Origin of the sequence: Malonomonas rubra DSM 5091 (genome assembly GCF_900142125.1) — a bacterium.
GTDB lineage: Bacteria > Desulfobacterota > Desulfuromonadia > Desulfuromonadales > Geopsychrobacteraceae > Malonomonas > Malonomonas rubra.
In genome coordinates this window covers 345,429-365,892 of sequence record NZ_FQZT01000003.1, presented here as the reverse complement: position 1 = coordinate 365,892, position 20,464 = coordinate 345,429, and the positions used below count along the sequence as shown (strand labels likewise).

Sequence of the window (20,464 nt, the reverse complement as noted above, 5' to 3'; positions counted from 1 at the left end):
AAGAAGGAGAACAATATAATCTCAATGTTTCGATAGATCTGACTGAGACTGAAATGCAATCTTTATTGGAGGAAGCAGGACCATGGCGAGAGCGAAAAAAAGCGCGACCGATCGACATTCATCATCACAAACTGAAGAGTCGGTGAAGAAAAGACCGCGGTCGTTTCCGGTTGTCGGCATCGGCGCTTCGGCCGGCGGGCTTGAAGCCCTGGAGCAGTTCTTTGCCAATGTTCCTGCCGACAGCGGTCTGGCTTACATCGTCGTACAGCATCTCGACCCGGTGCATGACAGCCTGCTGGCATCACTGATTCAGGAGAATAGTAGCCTGCCCGTGGCCCAGGTGACCGATGACACCAGGATCGAGCCGAACCATGTCTATGTCATTCCGCCCAACAAGGATATGTCACTGCTGCACGGTGTTCTGCATCTGCTGGAACCGGCCGCGCCGGCCGGATTGCGGCTGCCGATCGATTTTTTACTCACCTCGCTGGCTGATGATTGCAGAGAGCTGAGCATCGCCGTTATCCTTTCCGGGATGGGCAGCGATGGGTCGCAGGCGTTACGGAAAATCAAAGAAAGTTCCGGGGCGATCTTTGTCCAGGAACCGACATCGGCCAAGTTTGACAGCATGCCGCGCAGCGCCATTGAGACGGATCTGGTCGATATTGTCGCTCCTGCTGAAGAACTGCCAGGGGAAATCCTGTCTTACCTGCGGAGTGTCCGCCCCTTAGCGACCAAGACCCCCAGCGAAATAAAGGGCAAAGATAAAAGCGGGCTGCAAAAAATCATCCTGCTGCTGCGCACCCAGACCGGTCATGATTTTACCGACTACAAAAAGAGCACCCTGTATCGGCGTATCGAGCGGCGCAAGGGCTTGCACCAGCTGGCAACCATGGCCGATTACATTCGCTACCTGCGGGAAAACCCGCAGGAAACCAAGCTGCTCTTCAAAGAGCTGATGATCGGTGTCACGTCCTTCTTTCGTGATCAGGCGGTCTGGCAGGATCTCCGCCAGAATGTCCTGCCGCAACTGTTGAAAAAATACCCCAACGGTGGAGAGTTGCGAGCCTGGGTGACCGGCTGTTCAACCGGCGAGGAAGCCTACTCTCTGGCGATTCTGTTTCGCGAACTGCTCGATGACGTGAAGCCGTCAGCCCCCTATTCACTGCAGATCTTCGCCACCGACCTGGATCAGGACGCCATCGAAAAAGCTCGCACCGGCGCTTATCCGACCAACATCATAAGTGATCTATCCGACGAGCGATTAAGGCGCTTTTTTATCCAGGATGAACGCGGTTACCGGGTGCGCCAGGAAATTCGCGAGATGGTCATTTTCGCTTCACAGAACGTGATCATGGACCCGCCCTTCACCAAGCTCGATCTGCTGACCTGCCGCAACCTGCTGATTTACATCGAGCCGGCGCTGCAGGCAAAGCTGCTGGCACTATTTCATTACAGTCTGAAGTCGGAGGGGTTTCTGGTCCTGGGGAATGCTGAAACCATCGGCAAGTCGAGGCAGCTCTTTACTCCGCTGCCGGGAAAAAATCGTATCTACCAGAAACATTCGACGACGGAAAAGATCGGATTGATGGAATTTCCAGACTCCTTCGCCGAAGCCAAACAGAGTTCCGGCACGGTGACAACTTCAGGCGCAGCAGCGCCGGCACCACCCAACCTGCAGACACTGACCGATTCCCTTCTGCTGCGCAACTATACACCGGCCGCGGTTTTAACCACCAGGGAAGGCGACATCGTCTATATCAGCGGGAAAACCGGTAAATATCTTGAGCCTGCTACCGGTAAGGCCAATCTGAACATCTTTGCCATGGCGCGGGAGGGGCTGGGCAGTTTGCTGCACGAAACCTTCTTCCGTGCGCTTCGGGGTGAAGAAAAGGCTGTCCAGAAGGCGGTTTCCATCGGCACCAATGGCGGCACCCAGACCATCGATCTGGAAGTTCTGTATGTCAGCGAGCCACAAGAGCTGCGCGGGATGCTGCTGATAGTCTTTCGCGATCTGTTGCCGGTGGCGAAGCCGAAAAGAGTCTCAGCCGCTGGCACGGATGATGTCCGCCTGTCGGCCTTGTCGTTAGAGCTGCAGCAAAGCCGCGAAGAACTGCAGACCACCCGCGAAGAGATGCAGTCTTCGCAGGAGGAGCTTAAGTCAGCCAACGAAGAGTTGCAGTCGACCAACGAGGAGCTTCAGAGCACCAATGAAGAGCTGACCACTTCAAAAGAAGAGATGCAGTCGATGAACGAAGAGCTGCAGACGGTCAACCATGAACTGCAGGCGAAGGTGGATGAACTGTCACAGGTCAGCGACGACATGAATAACCTGCTCAACAGCACTGAAATTGCGACCCTCTTTCTCGATGACGGTTTACGGGTGCGCCGGTTTACCCCGGAAACGACGAAAATCATCAATCTGATCCCCGGCGATGCCGGCCGGCCGATTACCGATATCGTCAGTAAACTCGATTACCCGGAACTGGAGACTGATATCCATCAGGTCTTACGCTCCCTTTCCCCTAGCGAAAAGCTGATTCCGGCGGAGGACCAGCATTGGTATACGGTGCGCATCATGCCTTATCGCACACAGGATAACCGTATTGATGGTGTGGTCATAACTTTTATCAATGCCTCTTCTTTCAAGCGGAATGAAGCCGACCTCAGTGAAGCTCTGAATCTTCTGAATTCCGACTTAGTGCAGACTGCGGATAATGATGAGAAAAAGAAAGTCTATGAAGTGATCATCGCAAAAATAAATGCAGTCCTTGAACAACTGAAGAAGTGAGAAAATAAGGTAGAATAGCAAATGGTTCTTCCTGATAAAAAGGGGGGTGTTTTTGAAAAACAAATTACCTTTCCAGCAGGCTGGTGATCAGCGACCGGATGATCGTTCATCCGAGCTTGCAGGTCTTCGCCAGCGCGCAGAGCAGCAGTTACAGAAGGACGCCTCCCCGCCAATTGTTTCCGAAACCGAACTGCGCAAAACTGTGCATGAACTGCAGACATATCAGATAGAACTTGAACTGCAGAATGAAGAGTTGCGCAACACCCGGGATGAGCTTCTGGCCTCGCGCAAGAGGCTGAGCGACCTGTACGATTATGCCCCGGTTGGCTACCTGACTGTCGATGATTCTGATTGCGTTGTCGAAGCAAATCTGAAAATTGCTCAGATGTTGGCCACCGACAGAGCCTCCCTGCTGACCACCCCATTGTCGCGATACATCTCTGTTAAGGATCAGGGCATCTATACTCTCTGCCGCGAAAAGCTCCTCAGGGAAAAAAGCACTCAACGCTGCGAGATCAGACTGCATGCCTCCGGGGGAGTGTCGTTCGATGCAGAGTTGCACATGAAGCTAAGCTCCGAACTGGATCAGAACAGCAGGCAACTGCTGATCCTCGTTTCCGATATGACTGAAATAAAAGAGGCGAGACGAACCATCATGGAGAGTGAGCTTAAGTATCGGCTTCTTGCGGACTACACTTACGACTGGGAGTCCTGGATCAGTCCACAAGGCGAATACCTTTATCTCTCCCCGTCGTGTGAAAGAATTTCCGGTTATGCGGCAGAAAACTTCAGGGACAACCCGCAGTTTCTGTTTGACCTGGTGCGGCAGGATCACCGTGAGCGTGTCTCCGAGCACTATCGGAAGTCGTGTGTCCAGGGCGATGCAATTGCATCTATCGAATTTCCTATCGTGACGAAGAATGGAGAGGAGTGCTGGCTTGAGCATCACTGTTCCCCGGTTTTTGATGATCAAGGGAATTTTGCCGGCAGACGAATAAATAATCGCGACATTACAGAACGCAAACAGATGGAGCAACAGCACGCTGAGCTTGAAAACCAACTTCGCCAGAAAATGAAGATGGATGCCGTTGGCTCCCTGGCTGGAGGGATGGCGCATAATTTCAACAACAATCTCTCGGTTATCCTGGGCAATATTGAATTGGCGGCGTTGAAACAACCTATCGGCAGCGAATCGCATCAGTATTTAGAAAATGTCAAGATAGCGGCGTTGAGCGCCAGAGATCTTGTTAAGAACCTTTTGATTTTCAGTCGCCAGGGAGCAGGGAAGGAGCAGGTAAAAACAATCTGCCTGGCAGATGTCGTCAGCGAAACCGTCTCTATCCTGCAGGCAACTGTTCCCTGCTCTGTTAATTTGTCGTTGGAGATTCACCCGGCGAGTCTTTCTTCCTGTATCAAAGGTGACCCATCGCAGATGCAGGAGGTATTGCTCAACCTTTGCACGAATGCCGTTCAGGCCATGGATGAAAGAGGTGAACTGGTCATCAGCCTTGAGGGTGCTGAACTGGCAGAGCGCGATATTCCCGCCTTATGCAAATGTAAACCCGGCCATTATTTAAAGCTGTCCGTTGAGGATACGGGGTGCGGGATTGCTGACGACCATCTGGACATGATCTTCGATCCGTTTTTTACTACCAAGGATGTTGGTCAGGGGACGGGGCTGGGGCTCTCCACGGTAAAAGGAATTATCGAGCAGCATGGTGGCATTCTCGACGTAACGAGTGAAGAAGGACAGGGGAGCAGGTTCGTCATGTATTTCCCAGAAGCGAGTTTCAAGGATGCCCTGTCGAATGAAGGAGAGAGTGTCGCCCTCCTGGGGGGGACAGAGCGTGTTCTGCTGGTCGATGATGACAGGATGCTGATCGAAGTTGGCAATAAAATGCTTAAAGAGATGGGTTATCAGGTGACAACTGTCACGGACAGCCGCGAAGCGCTGAAAACCTTTGCCGCTGACCCCGACGGTTTTGATCTGGTGATTACCGATCAGACAATGCCAGAAATGACCGGAACGGATCTTATTGAAGAAATCCGCAAGATAAGATCATCTATGGCAGCAATCCTCTGTACCGGATATAGCAGCAAGGTGGATGCAGCCAAGGCAAAAAAAATGGGGATCAACGCTTTTTTGATGAAGCCCATTGAAGGAAGGGTATTGTTGGATACGGTAAGGTTGGTTCTGGATTCGGGATAATAGGTTAAAGCTGAATCGCGAAACCATGGTGGGCTTGGAATGATTTCCTCCACTGGCGTCCACACCACAGCTCTATTGTTTTATTTGTTATCAAAAATCGTAAGTTTCTAGGCGAATGCCGCCGGATTTTCCAGCGGCATTTTCTTTCCAAAATTTAGCACTTTTGCTGCTGATCCAGACCTTTAATTGAATTCCCACCGTTGCTTTGCCAAATTTCCTGCCGTAATTGGCAACCAAAAATCCTTAGGACATTTGGACCGCAGAAATTGGATGTTCCGCCACAATAACCGGTGGATGGTTTTAGACAAGAACACCCGGATGGTTTTACATAATAAACGGTGGACTGCTTTGTATAAGAATGTCTGGATGGGTTTGATCAGAATAAACACTAACCCGGAGTCCTCTCTCCTCTAGGGCTTTGAACAGGGCGTCTAGAATCCGTAAACAACGGGTGAAGCTTGAAGGACTGGCAGTGATACTGAGCAATCATCTGCCAGCCGAAGCCTTCCGTACTTATCCCGAGGTCTTTTTTGGGCAAGATCTCTTGCCTTCTGAATAAGAGGATGCGGGTTTCGCAGCTTTTGTTTGATGGTTATTTTGTGTTTGGAATCTGATTCTTCAATCATTTTTTCCGAGATGTCATCTGACACTGGTGGGTTGTTTTCTGAAATTCGAAACTCGATGCGGGCGTTTTCAGTGAATTTGCTCTCGGTTAATTTGGCTGGCTTACCTTTATTTTTTCTGAGCCAATATCCTTGGTGGGGTATGGGGATGTCATATTTTCTGCACTTCTTGCGCAACCCACTATCGGTCATGCCGAAGTCTGGTGCCAAGTCTTTCATGGGCATGCTCCAGACCAATTGATGTAATTCTTTCCGGGACAGAATGATGATTTTAGGTGGCATGCTTCCTCCTCTCCCCCCGCTTAAAAAAGTTCTAGTCGTGAAAAAAATTGTTAATATCTATAAACTTCAACCATCAATAAGATTGGGAGTCTGACAGTTTGGCCGACATTGATGGGAACAACTCTTTTAAATTTTCTGTGCTCAAGTATGTTGAACGGTCCGCGCCGGCAGAAAGGCTGTGCGCTTTTCTTTCTTATCATGGGGTCTTGGTCAACGGAAGTGACCTGAATCGACTCCTGTCAATTTGCAATGCACCACTGGCCCTGGATCGGCTTTTTCTCGTTTTATCCGCAGCGCCAGATGTTTTCGAGTTGGCGATATCAATTGCGGAATCTGTCAATAAGCCATCGCTGACGGAAGACTTTGAACAATGTAAACCCCTCTTGGCATTATTACTTTCCCATCGTGACCTTATATCGAATGACTCTCCGGAATTCGAAAAAACACCTTTAACGTCCAGCAACGAAACGCTGAAATCTCTCTCCGGCAAAAGCTCGCTGTATTCAACCTTGGGATTTTTGCCTTTTGAAAATGACAGAATAGAAAAGTACAACCATCTTAAGGCTCAGTCCTTAATCGCCAGTTTAGTGCTTGGTCATTCTTACGCGAAAAGCATCCCTCAAGTTAGAAAAGCACTTGTAACGGTCCGTGCTCTTGTTTACCCCGAATATGATCATGTTTTTGAAAAGCTGCCTTCGAACCCGTGTCCACCGAATGTCTATATCCGTGCTCTTGAGAAATTTCATTCAGAAAGCCGGGTCCGAGAGTTAATTCCGTTCTTCGAAAAGGCCTTCTCTAAAATCCGCTCCCTTCCCGAGCTCCCGGTTCTGAAAGACAATACTACTGCTCAGTCTCCGATGCAGGAGCCTGAAATCCTCACGGCTTTTAGAATCAATCATCCCGAAGAAGAGCCGGAAATTGAGGAACTCTCTGAGATAGGTGTTGAATTAGTACAGCAGAATTCTTCTGAGGCCGGACCAGATTTTGATGCACTGTTTTTTGTTGAATCGGAGAGCTGTCCGTTCAACGCGGGTCAGGCCTCAAAGAAGATTTCCAGAGACAACCAGTTGTTCAGTTTTGCCTGGCAAGAACTGAGTAATGCAGATATCAGTTTTCTCCTGGATGAAATTACGCCAAACGGTTTGCTGGATCATCCCATCGATGATGATTCTGAAGAGCTCCTGCTGGCCAAGGCCAGTCTACAGCTCATGTTCTGGGTCGGGTTTTCTTATGCAGACCTGAGTGAAATCCGGCTTTGGCCCATTGGCAGTCCTCCGAAAATGCCCTGCTACCTTTACCCTGAGGGAATCCTCCGTATCCCCTCCAAAGGTGCTGAACTGAGCAAACCGAAGTCGTCTTATCAATCGTCATACAGGGTTGCCAATCAGGAATATATCGATCTTATCTTGCCGCAAGACGCTGTCACCTCCATCAGTCATGTTTGTCAGATATATTATCCGCAGCACGTCCTTCAGAGTTTGCGAGCCGGATCACAACCAAGTATCGGCACCGAAAAGATCTTGGAACTAAACCTATTCCCCTGTGACCTGAACAAAATCGAAAAAGCCGTAAATCGTCAACTTTCACAGTGGCACAAAAATGGGTTTTATCGGCTGACAGCATTTCGTATTCGTAATTTTCATCCTCGCAAATTGGCGCGCATGCCGTTCAGTGACATCACAACCTCCGACTTGACACTCGGACGTAGTAGCCATCTTGGCCAGACCAAAATCCATTATGCGAGTTTCAAGTCAATCCGCCTGGCTTATATGTTCAACCGATCATGCAAAGAGATTCTAGCCGAATCGGGAAGACCGGATTCTTCCCATTGTCAAGTAGCAGCAACGAATAGCTTTAATCTGGGAACACCTTTCCGTTTGCAGCAAACAACTATCATTCATACGGCCCGTTCCCTAAGAACGGCCGTAGATGCGGTACGCAAAAATGCCACCACTGTATCGGGGATCGTGGTGTTTCATAATTTATTCACGGCCTACACCGCGCTCCTTGTGTCCTATGCTATCGGGCACCGGCGTTCTGGCCTTCCGTTTCTGGCAACGGCTGCCTGGGATGAAAAAACCGGCTTCGCCTGTTGTCGCGACAAGGACACGGATGATTTTTACCATACTCGACTCTTATGGCTGCCTGAAGCTTGTCAGGAGCAACTCATAAATTACCGAAACCATCTCAGGGTTCTCAACATTCCCGTTGCTCCTGACAATGTGGACAAAGACAAGGAATTTTTCTTTATAAGACAGGACTTCACGGTCGATACAACGCTGGAAACGCTGCACGATATTTTATGTAACCACGGGTACGACTTTAGTGGTCATCCGCAGCGTCATTTCTTGAAATCAGTCCTACAGGAGAGAGGATGTTCGCCCACTGTAGTGGAACTTTTTCTCGGGCACTGGAATCTTGGATTGGAAGGTTGGGTCAAGACGTCAGCACTGCATCCAGCCGATTATCGAGATGAATTGAAAAAAAACTTGCCCGAATTATTGGAAGGCCTGGAGTTATCCCCCCTGGAGGGTCTGAGAAGAAAAGCACCGAGGCTAAAAATCCCTCTGGCATTCCCCGTTATAAGTCCTCCGCCCCCTTCCAATTCTTTTCCCACGGAAAGACCTGCCCTGTTTTGGTTCGATGTTTTGGGTAAAAAACAAAAGGGTTGCCTGGACATCGAGGATTTTCAACCACATCAGAAAGTTGCGTTGGAGATCCTCTACAAATACTGGCCTGAAGCATATACAGGCGATACCTCTGTCCCGTCCATTACTGATTCCGATTTTGATAAACTTCTCAGGAGTTTGCAAAACAGATCGAGTTCTATCGGAGGGTGGCATAAAAGTTACAATTTTCTTCGCAAGGGTCTTCAGTATGGTTCTAAAAAGCATGGCTGGAGTATCACAATCCCGCCACGGTTCAAGGAACTGAAAAAGCATAAGAACCTCATTCGCCCTGACGTTTTCCAAAGTCTCAAACAATGTCGAGAACTTGAAGGCGCATTCCTGGATAGCCTGAAGGACCCCTTGCCGAAAAGAAAGATTGAATGCGTCGGACAGATTCTGCTAAGCGCTATCCTTTACGGAGGGTTTCTCCATAAAGATTGGGTCGCCGCGTTTGTCGATGCTCTTTTTCGTTTAGAGAAGAACTCACAACATGGGGATTGGCTTTGGCTGAATCTCTGGAATGGAAAAATTCCGGATTCTGAAAAAGAATCAGATGTTTTTCAGGCTCAGTCTGATCCTGCCAGATTTCGGCGGTGGATAGCCGATCCCTTGACCCAGTTGCTGATTTATCGATGGAGAAGAGAGAGGCCAGGGCAAAGTAATAAATCTATACGAGGTGAACCGATTAAAATTCTCAATGAGGTCTTCAAGATTTTGGAGAAAGAGAGGGGGAAGGGCGCTAGTAAAAGAAAAATTCTAAGCTACAAGATAAAAACGATATCCCAGCTGCTGAAAATTGCCAGCAGCCGCTATACTATAAGCCTTCCACCCTTCCTGGTCGAGTATGCCATGAATCGCCTGCCTTCGTGCAGCCTGCCGGACCAGATTTGGCGACGTTCATTCACTGAGGAAACGCAATCCATATCCTATAGTCGGCGGCACTCCTTTGCAGAAGAACGGATCCCGGTTTTTCGTAGCTATGATGAAGAGATCCAGTTAGAACATCTGGATCAAATACAGGAAAAAATTCTTGAAAAGAAACCTGATAATACAGAATACAGCAAAAATGAGATTCGGGAGAAAATCAATAAATACTTGTCTGACCATGTTGGTAGTATCAGCCCTGTTCTGAAATTGCTAGGAGAGTGGGCGGTGCAACTTCTCGACAAGCAGGAATCGAAGCGGGAACATCGGAAAAAAAGCAGTCCGCTTGAGGGGACTACCGTAAATAAATATCTAGCGGGAATTTCAGAAGAACTGATTTCGGAGTGCCAATTTCAAGATCCTTTAAATTTCGACCAAGAGCTTTACTTAAGTCTCTATAAAAAGGTGGCCAAAGCCCTAAAAGATAAGAAGGGACAGAAGGGACAGAAGGGACAGAAGAGCACCAAAAATCCGGAGGGAACCTACAGAGACAAAGTTACCTGTCTGCATCAGTTTCATGGCTTTCTGGTTACACGGTATCATCAGCCAGATATCAATCTGTTGGCCTTTATTGATAAAAAGAAACGCCCTTCTCAGCAAATCAGCGCCAACCTGATTACAGAAGCACAGCATCGGCGTATTCTCAAACAGCTTGGCTGGGATTCCGAGGATTTAACCAGATACCAGCGTATGAGGCTTGTCGTAACTATCCTGGCTTATAGAACCGGTCTGCGGATCAATGAGATCTATGGCTTGCTGATGGAGGATCTACAGATCGGACCAACCATGACGGATCTGTTGGTTTTCCCCAATAACTATCGTGGGCTCAAGTCGACCTCGGCAATACGAAGGGAACCTTTGAACATCATGATGCCGGAGAAAGAGCTTTCGTTTGTAAAAAAATGGGTTGCGATACGTCGAGCCGAACCCTCTCCAATGCGAAAGGCACCCGTCTTTACGGATTCTCCGCTTTCTAAGAGACTGGCCTCCGACAGAATCCTGATTCAGCCCCTAAGAGACGCTCTCAAGCTGATACTTGATGATAGATCGGTGGTCATTCATCACCAACGCGACAGCTTCGCGCATAATCATCTTCTGAAACTCACTTTGAGAAGTGACATCCGTTTGCATCAACATCCGGCGTTTATTGATAGTGATCATTTTACTAAGCGGCAACGGGATCTCTACACTCGACAACTGTTCCCCAACGATGAACCTGGAACGAAAAAATTGTTTTCAGCAGCTGTATTGCTTGGACACGCGGACGTTGATGAGGGTTTTCTGAGCTACTTTCATTTGACCGATTGGTTGTTAGGTTATCATCTTCGTCATCCTGATTTTCTGCCACAAATATCGACAAGGATATTGGAGCAAATTACCGGGTTAGGAAACGCCTACTGCCAGGAAATAGCGAATGATCGATTCGTTCTGCAGAAACTTATTCAATCGCAAGCTGGCAAGAATGAGGATTTGAACTTCGAAAAAGAGCGAAGCCGGTTGCTATCCTTAGACGACCAAAAAACGACTGATAAGGCGGAGAAGTCAGACGCAGATAGCAATCAACAGGAAAACGAGCAGGGAGATCAACAGCCTGCTGCTCCCTTGGAAGCAACTACAGAAGCAACCGAGTCAAAAAATGATGAGCCATCAAAAGATACTGAACTTGCCTCGCGTAAGCTGATGTTGGAATTTGATGCGCTTATCTCTCATGTCTTATTGTCTCCGGATAATGAGCTCACGAGGGGATTTGCCGCCGAGATTCGCGGGTTTAAAAAACGAGAGGAAGAGTACAATCTCGCAAAGGCATTCTATCGGTATGTTCAAGATGAACCGCCCAAGTGCCAGAAGCGTCGCTTTAAGACTGCAGAGCTGATCAAAGGAAATTTCATAGGGAGAGATAAGCAATTAAAGGTTTCTCAGTCCCAAGACCTGGCCCAAATCCTAGATTTTTTAGATGCCATAGGAATTCACAGACAAGGCTATAAAGTAATCCGTCATACTCCATCCGAAAATAATGGAACGGGCACGTCGACTGACCGTGAACCGAATCACTCTTTAGCCTGTTCGCCACAGGATGCAGCCAATCAGCTCCAGTTAGAAAACTTCCCGGTTAGGATTTCCTTCTCCAAGTATTACGTGAGCCATAGACAACACCCTGTCAAGGTTGCTGAGGCTCTGAGTTTGTGCTGTCAAATGATTTGTATTAGGCCTCACCTGCCCTGAGTAATCGTTCTGACAAAGTTCAGGTCGCGAGTTCGTGACAGCGCTTCCCACTGACAGTTGTTCCCGATTCCTTTAGTGTGATCTTTGTCCCTAGGCTTCTCCTGGCCTCGTTCATGATTTGGTTGACCACTGATGCTGGCAAGAGCACACGGAATACAACTGTCTTCGATGAGATTTCGACATGAGGTACGGATGCAGAGAAATTAAGTTGCTTCGGCGTATATGTTGTCAATCGGTATTGAATTTTTCGTGATGCGAGGAACTGGTCTTTCTCGATAAACTCATCAGGGGCGATAATCTCGTGGTAAGTCTTGTCCTCGTATCTAATCTCTTCCACATATAAGGGGTTGCCCAGATGATCTTCAATCGTCTCTTTTGCTGTGTTGCGAATATTGGGTGGGAAATGCACATTAAATCTTTTTCCTCTGACGATGACCACTCCATTGCGACCCTCGCCTCCTTGAAAATCCAGTAAGTGGATTTTGTAATTGGAAGATTGGTAGGTGTGCGTGAACTTCTTATTTGTAGGTGAGCCCATTTGAGGAGCTTCTTCAGGAGAGGGCTTGCTCCTTTTAACGGGAAGGGCTTCCGAATCTTCCTGTTTTATCGGTTCGCCATCAGTTTCCGCAGAAAAAAGGGAAACTACGATTGAGCTTATACGGACCTTTTTGCTGACCGAATTCCAAAGATCATTTAGCTTCTCTTCTTCCCTACGGGAAAGCTGCCTTCCGCGGAGCGCTGTGAGTGTCATCAGGTCTTCGGAGCTGATGTGTGCATCTTTAGTCGGAGAGAGTGCGATCGAGGAAAACATGTGAACCAGGTGGCTTAGGATTGCCTGCCCTTTGTCCTGGTGGCTCCTTCTGTTTAAAAGGGCAAGTCGCATTCGAGTTTCAGGGAGTTCGTTGGCTGAGAGTCTCGATCGCTCCAGTCGCAATTCTGCCGGATCGAACAACGTACCTATCTTCCTGGCAAACTCATCAAAAGTGTCAAAGATGAAGTCATGGCATTCGGGGAATGATTTTCTGGCATTTATGTTTTCGTGTATGATGCAAGTGACATCTATGGATATTTTTTGTAGATTTCCCACGGGACCTCTTGCCTTTCTTTGCCACGGCACAAGGCTACATTATCATTGCTGTTGAAAGTCGTGAAAGTTAGTTTTTAAGCCGACAACCTTCTTGCTTGATTCAAAAAATTGAATAATAGGTACGAAAAGTATATTATATTGATTTAATTTTTCTTGACTCTTCCTGTAATACGCCATTTAAAGGGTGATAGCGCTATATTGGGCTTGTTTATGATAGCATTAGAAACGGCCTTTCACGCCGGCAGCAGTGGGATTCGCAACCCTCCTGCCAAAGGACGCATAAACCCATCCATGGGGCTTGTTGCCGCCATCCCTGGCGGCAAACACTTTTGCCATGAGTGTCGTGAACCCTTTTCCCAATGGGAATAATGTTTCTAGTTTTTCCTGACTTAAGTCGGTTCTTTCGCGTCACTCAGCCAAAACCTTGCTGAGGTACGTAGTCAAATTTTCTTTCTGATTGGTCAGCCCCAGTTTCCGGCGGATACTTTCCCGGTGGCGATTGACCGTCGCTGGAGATATCCCCCGTATCCTGGCGATCTCCTTTGAACTCAAGCCGTTTTTAATCATATTGCAGATCTGCACTTCGACAGGGCTGAGAATCGAGAGAACTTTCGGGCTGCTTTCGACAAAGGGGGTCACAATATCCGCCAGGTTTTTCTTCAGCAATTCCAGATACTCTTGCTGTCCGGGGTTCATTTCGGCCTGCAGGGCGTAAAGGATCGGTGTAATGATTTTATCGATTTTGGCCTGGATTGAGCTACCGAGTTTTTTCTTTTCTTTTTGGCTCAGTACCAGTGAATCATGTAGGGCGGCATTTGCGTCCTGCAGGGCCTGCCGTTCGACCTGAAGTTGGCGTTTCGTGTGTATTTTTTCTACCGCCTTGGCGAGACGATCGCTGACGGCATCTATCAATTGCCGCTCTTCTTTCAAAAAGGGCCCTTCATCCAGTTGTGGTTTCTTTTTCAGGTAATGAACTTCGACGCGTCCTTCCTCATATCCAGAAATTATGATGGGCGACTTCTGGCGCCACTGGGATGGGCGAAAATTTCTTGACTGGAAAATCTGATCCCGATAGCGAATTTTTGCACAGGTAATTTCAGGGTATTGCCAGGAGATCGGCAGAAGGGCAACCGCCCCCTGCATAATCGCATCGACTGAATCTTCGTTTTTTTCAATAAGTTCAGCCAGTTTGTATAGGCAATTCAGCTCTTTAACACGTTCTCGTAACTGAGTTTCCAGCTTGCTGCTCGATGTGTTTTTTGCCGCTTGCTGCTGAGCTGCTGGTGTTTTTTTTCGGGTCATTTCTCACTCATTGTCAGAACAATAAATGCCTATAGAGTATAGGCATAATATGTGTAACATGATTGTGTATACGTTCAAAGCTTATAAAGATAAGATTTTTTGAAAATTCGTGAATGTCGGCGGCAGCTCCTGCGAGGGGTGGCGACTGGAAAGATTTTTGAGCAGGATTTGTCACTGGCGACGGTTACATCTTTCAACGTTATTGGTTGGCTCTACCCCTTTTCGAGGAGGCACTGTAGCGAATGAATGCCGAATGTTTGATCAATCTTTCCCAGGCAGTAGCACATGGCAGTTTGCGTCGGGTCAAGAACTACAGAACTGAACAGCAGGGAGTTGTCGTTCAGGTGATGGGGGAGGGCCTGACGGTCAATATCGGGTCAGATACGGAAGTCTGGGGTTACCAGGACTGCGAAGAGGTCAGCATTCAGTGATTGATCGGGAGGTGACGCTGTGATCGATAACTTTTTTAACCTGAGTCATTTTGACCGCTCACTGACGCCCGGAATGGCGGTCCTCGCCAACTGGCATCAGGACGGGTTTCGCTACACTGCAGAGGCTAAAATTATCAAACTGCGGCGTGCAAGTGTCGAGGTGAAGTTGGTTTCAGTCGGTGGCGTCAATGGGGATTATCTGGTCGGCAAAACACTTGAGTTGCCCAGGTTCAGCGATCAGACACGCTGGTCGTCGCGAAATTGCATACAGCCAGCAGATGAGAAATCCTCGCAGTTGCTTGCGCGGTCTTTGTAACAATGACTTGATTCAGGTTGCTGCTATGGAAATTTCAGCCACGTCATTTTCTTTTCCACGACATAGAGATCCAGCTTTTTTCCGGGCGATGCTTGTCGGCCTTGCGGTAGATTGCCCGCTTGATAAAAGTTCTGATGCCTGCCTGCTGAAACCCAGGCGTTCGAGATCTTTCGACGATAATGTCTGCTGGGTCGATTCACTCGAAGATGATGAAATTCTGCAGCTTTACGCAATCCATCATCGTTGTTTTTCGGCCCATTGCAGTCGCTGATCAGCCTTCTTGCTGATAGCAGCAGATCAGCTGCTGCGAAACGACATCCGCCATCAGGTGAAGGTTCTTTTCCGGCACGCGGATGACTTTCACAACACTCTTGTAGCGTGCCCCTGCCGGTGTCAGTCCCTCCAGAGAGTTTGATTGCTGTTCCAGCCAACGGTTGTTGAGGAAGCAGGTTTTGTTTTCCGGGAACAACGCCAGGTAGAAAATGTCTGCTTCGACCAGATCCTGAAAAAAGTGTGAGCCGAAGGACAGCTCCGGCATCAGGTTGCCGCTGGTAAAGGCAACCTCGGCAATCGCTGACAGATTACTGATCTCGGAGAAGGAGATTGGTACGCCCATCGCCGGAGTTGATGTGCCCCAGCGGCCAGGGCCGAGGAGGAGGGTCGGGCTGTCAACCTTGTCGGCAATCCGTTTGTTGAGTCGACCGATCAGTCGGGCTATTTCATGTTTGTCGGCCAGTGGCAGCTTGCTGTATTCAGCCGGGTCGACCCAGATAACCCACTTGAGCGGTTGGGAGATGTTGCCTCCCATAAAGTTCCCTTCTGTCCTGAAGAAGGTTCTTTCTTCTGGAACCTGTTTTGGAATTACGACCTCATGGTCGGCCCCTTTGGTCTGCAGCGGGCGACATTGCACAACGTTGATTTTGGCCACCCGGTCCGTGGTGAAGTTGACGGTGAACTCCACATCCACAGGATAGTCATAGGACTCTTCCAGAGTTTTCAGCATGCGTTGCATCAAGTCGGAGAAGTTGTTGTCGGAGAAAAGCTGGTCGAAAGTGAGCAGCCAGATATCCTGCTTTCGCCCGCGGCGCTTCAGCAGTTGCATCGTTTCTTTATCCTGCACAGCGTAGTTGCGCCAGGGAATTTTAACATCGTGCGTCGTCAGGTTGAGCAGTGAGATCGTTTCCATGCAGTTGTCGTTGATGTTGAGCAGGTCGACATCCCGCTGAGAGAATTTGCGCGTGTCCTCAAAACCTTTGTGTGGCCGCTTCAGTGGCGCATCGAGGGCAACAATCCGCGGATAATCTCCTTCAGCACGGTCGACAGCGCGGGTGCCGAGTCCGAGCACCAAACGCAGCATGCCCGCCTTTGGATCCATGTCTTTGTCCCAGACGAAGGTGTTGTAGGAGACGCCGACCCCGGCAAGCTCCGGGAAGTAGTAGTGGTGGTGATAAGATCCGGAGACCCGCTGCACCAGCAGCGCCATCTGCTCATCCTGTTCATGCAGGTCGCGTTGCAGTCGGTAGGTGAGAGCGTCTTCGCTCATGGCACTGGCAAAAACCCGGCGAATGGCATCCTCAAGCTGTTCCAGCCGCTCTTCCGGACTGCCCTGGTTGACGCGGAAGAAACTATCGTACTTGCCGGCAAAGGCGTTTCCGAAGCCGTCTTCCAGCAACGAACTGGAACGGATGATGATCGGGTACTGGCCGTAATAATCGAGCATCTTGCGGAAGCCTTCGCGGATCGCTTCCGGAAAGTTGCCGATCAGCATTTCTTTGCGCAGTTCGCTGGCCGCAGAGAAGTAGCCTTCCTGGGTTTTTTGCTTCATGAACAGTCGCCACATATTGTTATGGACGATGTAGGAGTAGTAGACGTTCGACCCAATATAGAAGGAGTCGTGGGGCTCCAGATGATGGTTCCAGTCAAAGTCCTGTTGCCGTTTGAGAATGTTGTGCGCCAGCAGCATGCCGACCGCTTTGCCACCGATAAAACCGGTGCCGATCAGTCTGGTCTTGATGTCAAGCAGGTCGCGAAGCGTGAAGCTTCTGATGCTGAGTCCGAGGATGCGTTCTTCACGTCCGATCATGTGACGGCAGATATGTTTGACCATGTGCGCCTGCTCCAGCTCGGTCGCAGGGCTTTCGAACAACTGCTCGGCCTGAATGAACAGGCGGTGCCAGTGATCGAGCTGGCGTGAAGAGCTTTCTTCCTGGCGGGCCGATCGGGAGCTTAACAGGTCGGTCGCTTCAAAACTGTTGGCAAGCGGAAAGAACATTTCTCCCTGTTTTCGGTGTGGCAGGAACATGGTTGGTGAGCTGCGTTGCCACACTTTCAGGGGTTGGACGTGAAAATGCCCATCGTGGTTGAAGACATCGATTAAAACCTGGGTTGTTTCACGGATCCTTTCAATGGTCCGTACGGCATGATGTTTGCGGATCAGGCCGAAATAGGCGACGGTGTCGAGCTCGTACAGATAGGGACAGGTGACGCGGAAGAAATTGCCGATCATGTGATCAGTTGCCCACGCGGAAAGAAGCTCAGACAATGAATCAAAAACATAGAAAGCTTCCTTGCCTTCATCGGTGATGGCCTGGTGGATTCTGGTGGCAAAGATCTCGAAGCCCTGCCGCGGGTCGAACTCGTAAATTTTTATATGGGGAGAGGGGTCCAGCAGTGGCTCGTGATCACCAAAGCGCATGTAGATGACATTTCGCCCATCAACCAGTGCCTGGTCAACATAGGGGACGACGAAATAGCGATAGTCCTCGATCGAATCGACCTTCAGGACAACGTTATCTCCAATGCGCAAGCCATCAAGAATGTTGTCCAGCCCTTTGTAGCCTGTTGAAACATAGCCTGCCGTCTGCATGCATTTCTCCCTGTTAATTTCATGTCGATGATTTTGCTTGCCCAGTTTGCCTACTTTTAGTGCATACGGCAAGGAGTTCGGGCTGGGGTGTTTTGCAATGAGCAATCAGGCCCGGGAAAACCCCGGACCTGATTGTCTGTTCTGAGACCAGAAATTAGATGACGCCGAATGCGACCATCGCTTCAGCAACCTTGATGAAGCCGGCAATGTTGGCACCGGTGACATAGTTGCCGGGAGCGCCGTATTCTTCGGCCGTTCTGTAGCAGGTGTTGTGGATGTTGCGCATGATTTGCCGCAGGCGATCTTCCGTATAGTCGAATGTCCAGGAGTCGCGGCTGGCATTCTGTTGCATCTCCAGAGCGCTGGTGGCGACACCGCCAGCGTTGGCTGCTTTACCCGGGCCATAAGCGATCTTCGCATCGAGGAAGACTTTGACGCCTTCCGGGGTGGTCGGCATGTTGGCACCTTCACCGACGGCGATGCAGCCGTTTTTGACCAGCAACTCTGCGTCTTTTCCGTTGATCTCGTTCTGGGTTGCGGACGGCATGGCAACCTGGCAGGGGACTTCCCAGATGTTGCCTTTGGAGATGTACTTCGCATGCTTGTGGACGTCGGTGTAGTGTTTGATGCGACGTCGCTCGATCTCTTTGATCTGCTTGACCAGATCCAGGTCGATGCCCTTTTCGTCGTAGATGTAGCCATTGGAGTCGGAGCAGGCCACGGTCTTGCCACCGAGCTGAGCGATTTTTTCCATGGTGTAGATGGAAACGTTGCCGGAGCCGGAAACAACGCAGGTTTTGCCATCAAAAGAGTCGTTGCGGACTTTGAGCATTTCATCGACAAAGAAGACGGCACCGTAGCCGGTTGCTTCGGTGCGCACCAGTGAGCCGCCCCAATCGAGGCCCTTGCCGGTCAGCACGCCGGCTTCCCAGCGGTTGGTGATGCGCTTGTACTGGCCGAACATATAGCCAATTTCACGACCGCCAACGCCAATGTCACCGGCCGGGACGTCGGTGTGCTCGCCGATGTGACGGTAGAGCTCGGTCATGAAACTCTGGCAGAAGCGCATCACTTCACCGTCCGATTTGCCCTTCGGGTCGAAGTCAGAGCCGCCTTTGCCGCCACCGATTGGCAGGCCGGTCAATGCATTTTTGAAGATCTGTTCAAAGCCGAGGAACTTGATGATGCCGAGGTAGACTGAAGGGTGAAAGCGCAGCCCGCCCTTGTAGGGTCCGAGGGAGCTGTTGAATTCGACACGGAAGCCACGGTTGATCTGGACGGTGCCATTGTCGTCAACCCAGGGAATGCGGAAAATGATCTGGCGCTCTGGCTCGCAGATCCGTTCGATAATTCTCTGATCGGCGTATTCAGGGTGCTTGACCAGAACCGGACCGAGGGATTCAAGGACTTCGCGGACAGCCTGGTGAAATTCGACTTCACCCGGATTGCGGTCGAGAACTTCTTTGTAAATTGGTTCAACTTTTTCATCGATAGACGGTGACATGACTCCTCCTGCTGTAGAGATTAAAAAATAGGCAAAATAGAGAAAAGTCTTTTCTGCCCTGTTTTGACATGCTATGTATTTCATGCAACAAGCGAGCCTATGATTAAAAAAAGAGCATAGAGTGCATAAAATATAGGCTTTCTGTTTTTTTCCTGCTCTTCTTCTTTTGTTGTAATGTTTTCCGTGAGTTTAATAGTCAATTTTATGAGTTTTTAAAATACTCAGTTTGGTCCATTCGGTTCTTTGATTTGGTTCTGTGCGGTTTTGTCTTGAAAGAAGAGCCCTATCTGTGGCAGATTGACTAAAAAAATACGTCAAAAGACTAAGCGTATACGTCAGAGTGGTTGAATGCTTGAGTCGCTGTTTGGAACAATAAATAAAGAAAATGTGCTTCTGTACGTTTATGCCCGAGGGGAAGGGTATCCACGGGGTGTGGCGAAGTTTTTTGCCACCGATTTGCGCTCGATCCAGAATCAGTTTGAGAATCTGGAAGCGGGTGGAGTGCTCTATAGCCGAATGGTTGGCAATACCCGGCTTTATGCATTCAATCCCGATTGCCCCTATCTCCCTGAGCTGAAGGCTCTTTTGGAGAAGTCTTTAGCCATGTATCCCGAGAATGAACGGGAATTGTTGGAAGTTGGCCGGAGGCGCCCTGCATAATGTCTGTTGCTGCTATGACCTCTACTTTGCGTGATCTCTGGAGCCTTGATGCTTGTTGAAATTTTTTCTGATGGTGCCTGTTCCGGCAACCCCGGGCCGGGTGGCTATGGGACCATTCTGCGCTACGGTGAGCATGTCAAAGAACTCTCCGGTTTTGATCCGGAAACCACCAATAACCGCATGGAGTTGCTCGGGGCGATTGTCGGATTGGAGGCGCTGAAGCGCCCTTGCCAGGTGAAATTGACAACCGATTCACAATATCTGGTCAAAGGGATCACCGAGTGGATTGAGGGGTGGCAGCGTAAAGGCTGGAAAAATTCGAAAAAGGAGGAGGTTGCTAATCGCGATCTCTGGGAGCGTTTGCTGGCTGCTATCAAAGATCATCAGGTCGAATGGGTCTGGGTCAAGGGGCATGCCGGGCATGAAGAGAATGAGCGTTGCGACGAGCTGGCGCGGGCAGCTATCTCCTCGGCTAATGTTTAGTAATAACTAAATTTTTTGTGAAATAAATCACTGGTACTTTTTTGTGCAAGCCGTTGTGGTAGACTGTGCACAAGCCTTTGTCCTGATTGTATTT

12 protein-coding genes are annotated in these 20,464 nt (G+C 49.4%); 7 read left to right on the top strand and 5 right to left on the bottom strand.

All coding sequences use genetic code 11. The annotated features are described in order from the left end of the window. The first annotated feature begins 82 nt into the window (after nucleotides 1–82). Both BUB13_RS06735 and BUB13_RS06730 read left to right on the top strand, forming a co-directional pair. The gene (locus BUB13_RS06735; protein WP_072907053.1) at nucleotides 83–2,791 is read left to right on the top strand and encodes a chemotaxis protein CheB; all 2,709 of its coding nucleotides are present in this window, start codon (nucleotides 83–85) and stop codon (nucleotides 2,789–2,791) included. A 52-nt stretch (nucleotides 2,792–2,843) separates the two neighbouring features. Beyond that, entirely contained in the window at nucleotides 2,844–5,000 is a 2,157-nt protein-coding gene (locus BUB13_RS06730) for a PAS domain-containing hybrid sensor histidine kinase/response regulator (RefSeq protein ID WP_072907051.1), read from the top strand. Between the two features lie 431 nt (nucleotides 5,001–5,431). Here the strand turns inward: BUB13_RS06730 and BUB13_RS06725 are convergent, their stop codons facing one another. Continuing rightward, entirely contained in the window at nucleotides 5,432–5,905 is a 474-nt protein-coding gene (locus BUB13_RS06725; protein WP_072907049.1) for a hypothetical protein, read from the bottom strand. 98 nt (nucleotides 5,906–6,003) lie between these two features. Here BUB13_RS06725 and BUB13_RS06720 point away from each other — a divergent pair, with 98 nt between their 5' ends. Continuing rightward, nucleotides 6,004–11,721, top strand: coding sequence for a site-specific integrase (locus BUB13_RS06720; RefSeq protein WP_072907047.1), 5,718 nt, complete (start codon nucleotides 6,004–6,006; stop codon nucleotides 11,719–11,721). A gap of 19 nt (nucleotides 11,722–11,740) precedes the next feature. Here BUB13_RS06720 and BUB13_RS06715 read toward each other — a convergent pair whose 3' ends face one another. Beyond that, entirely contained in the window at nucleotides 11,741–12,808 is a 1,068-nt protein-coding gene (locus BUB13_RS06715; RefSeq protein ID WP_072907045.1) for a hypothetical protein, read from the bottom strand. A 408-nt stretch (nucleotides 12,809–13,216) separates the two neighbouring features. Next, complete coding sequence (locus BUB13_RS06710; RefSeq protein ID WP_072907043.1) at nucleotides 13,217–14,110, bottom strand: helix-turn-helix transcriptional regulator; 894 nt, start codon at nucleotides 14,108–14,110, stop codon at nucleotides 13,217–13,219. Between the two features lie 242 nt (nucleotides 14,111–14,352). On the opposite strand from BUB13_RS06710, the gene BUB13_RS06705 reads away from it, so the two are divergent. Together BUB13_RS06705 and BUB13_RS06700 are read left to right on the top strand one after the other, a co-directional pair. Beyond that, a complete protein-coding gene (locus BUB13_RS06705) occupies nucleotides 14,353–14,541 on the top strand; it encodes a hypothetical protein (RefSeq protein ID WP_072907041.1) in 189 nt (62 codons plus the stop codon). Between the two features lie 19 nt (nucleotides 14,542–14,560). Further along, nucleotides 14,561–14,857 carry a hypothetical protein gene (locus tag BUB13_RS06700; RefSeq protein WP_072907039.1) on the top strand — a complete coding sequence of 99 codons (297 nt, stop codon included), beginning with the start codon at nucleotides 14,561–14,563 and terminating at the stop codon, nucleotides 14,855–14,857. A gap of 271 nt (nucleotides 14,858–15,128) precedes the next feature. On the opposite strand, the gene BUB13_RS06690 is transcribed toward BUB13_RS06700, so the two are convergent. Both BUB13_RS06690 and gdhA read right to left on the bottom strand, forming a co-directional pair. Next, nucleotides 15,129–17,723, bottom strand: coding sequence for a PEP/pyruvate-binding domain-containing protein (locus BUB13_RS06690; RefSeq protein WP_072907035.1), 2,595 nt, complete (start codon nucleotides 17,721–17,723; stop codon nucleotides 15,129–15,131). A gap of 154 nt (nucleotides 17,724–17,877) precedes the next feature. Then, a complete protein-coding gene (gdhA, locus tag BUB13_RS06685) occupies nucleotides 17,878–19,227 on the bottom strand; it encodes an NADP-specific glutamate dehydrogenase (RefSeq protein ID WP_072907033.1) in 1,350 nt (449 codons plus the stop codon). Nucleotides 19,228–19,659: 432 nt separating this feature from the next. Between gdhA and BUB13_RS06680 the strand changes: the two genes are divergently transcribed. Together BUB13_RS06680 and rnhA are read left to right on the top strand one after the other, a co-directional pair. After that, nucleotides 19,660–19,887, top strand: a complete 228-nt coding sequence (locus BUB13_RS06680; protein WP_244151838.1) for a hypothetical protein — start codon at nucleotides 19,660–19,662, stop codon at nucleotides 19,885–19,887. A 48-nt stretch (nucleotides 19,888–19,935) separates the two neighbouring features. Then, nucleotides 19,936–20,370: a ribonuclease HI gene (gene rnhA, locus BUB13_RS06675; RefSeq protein ID WP_072907029.1), complete on the top strand. Its 435-nt coding sequence runs from the start codon at nucleotides 19,936–19,938 to the stop codon at nucleotides 20,368–20,370. The last annotated feature ends 94 nt before the right edge of the window (nucleotides 20,371–20,464 follow it).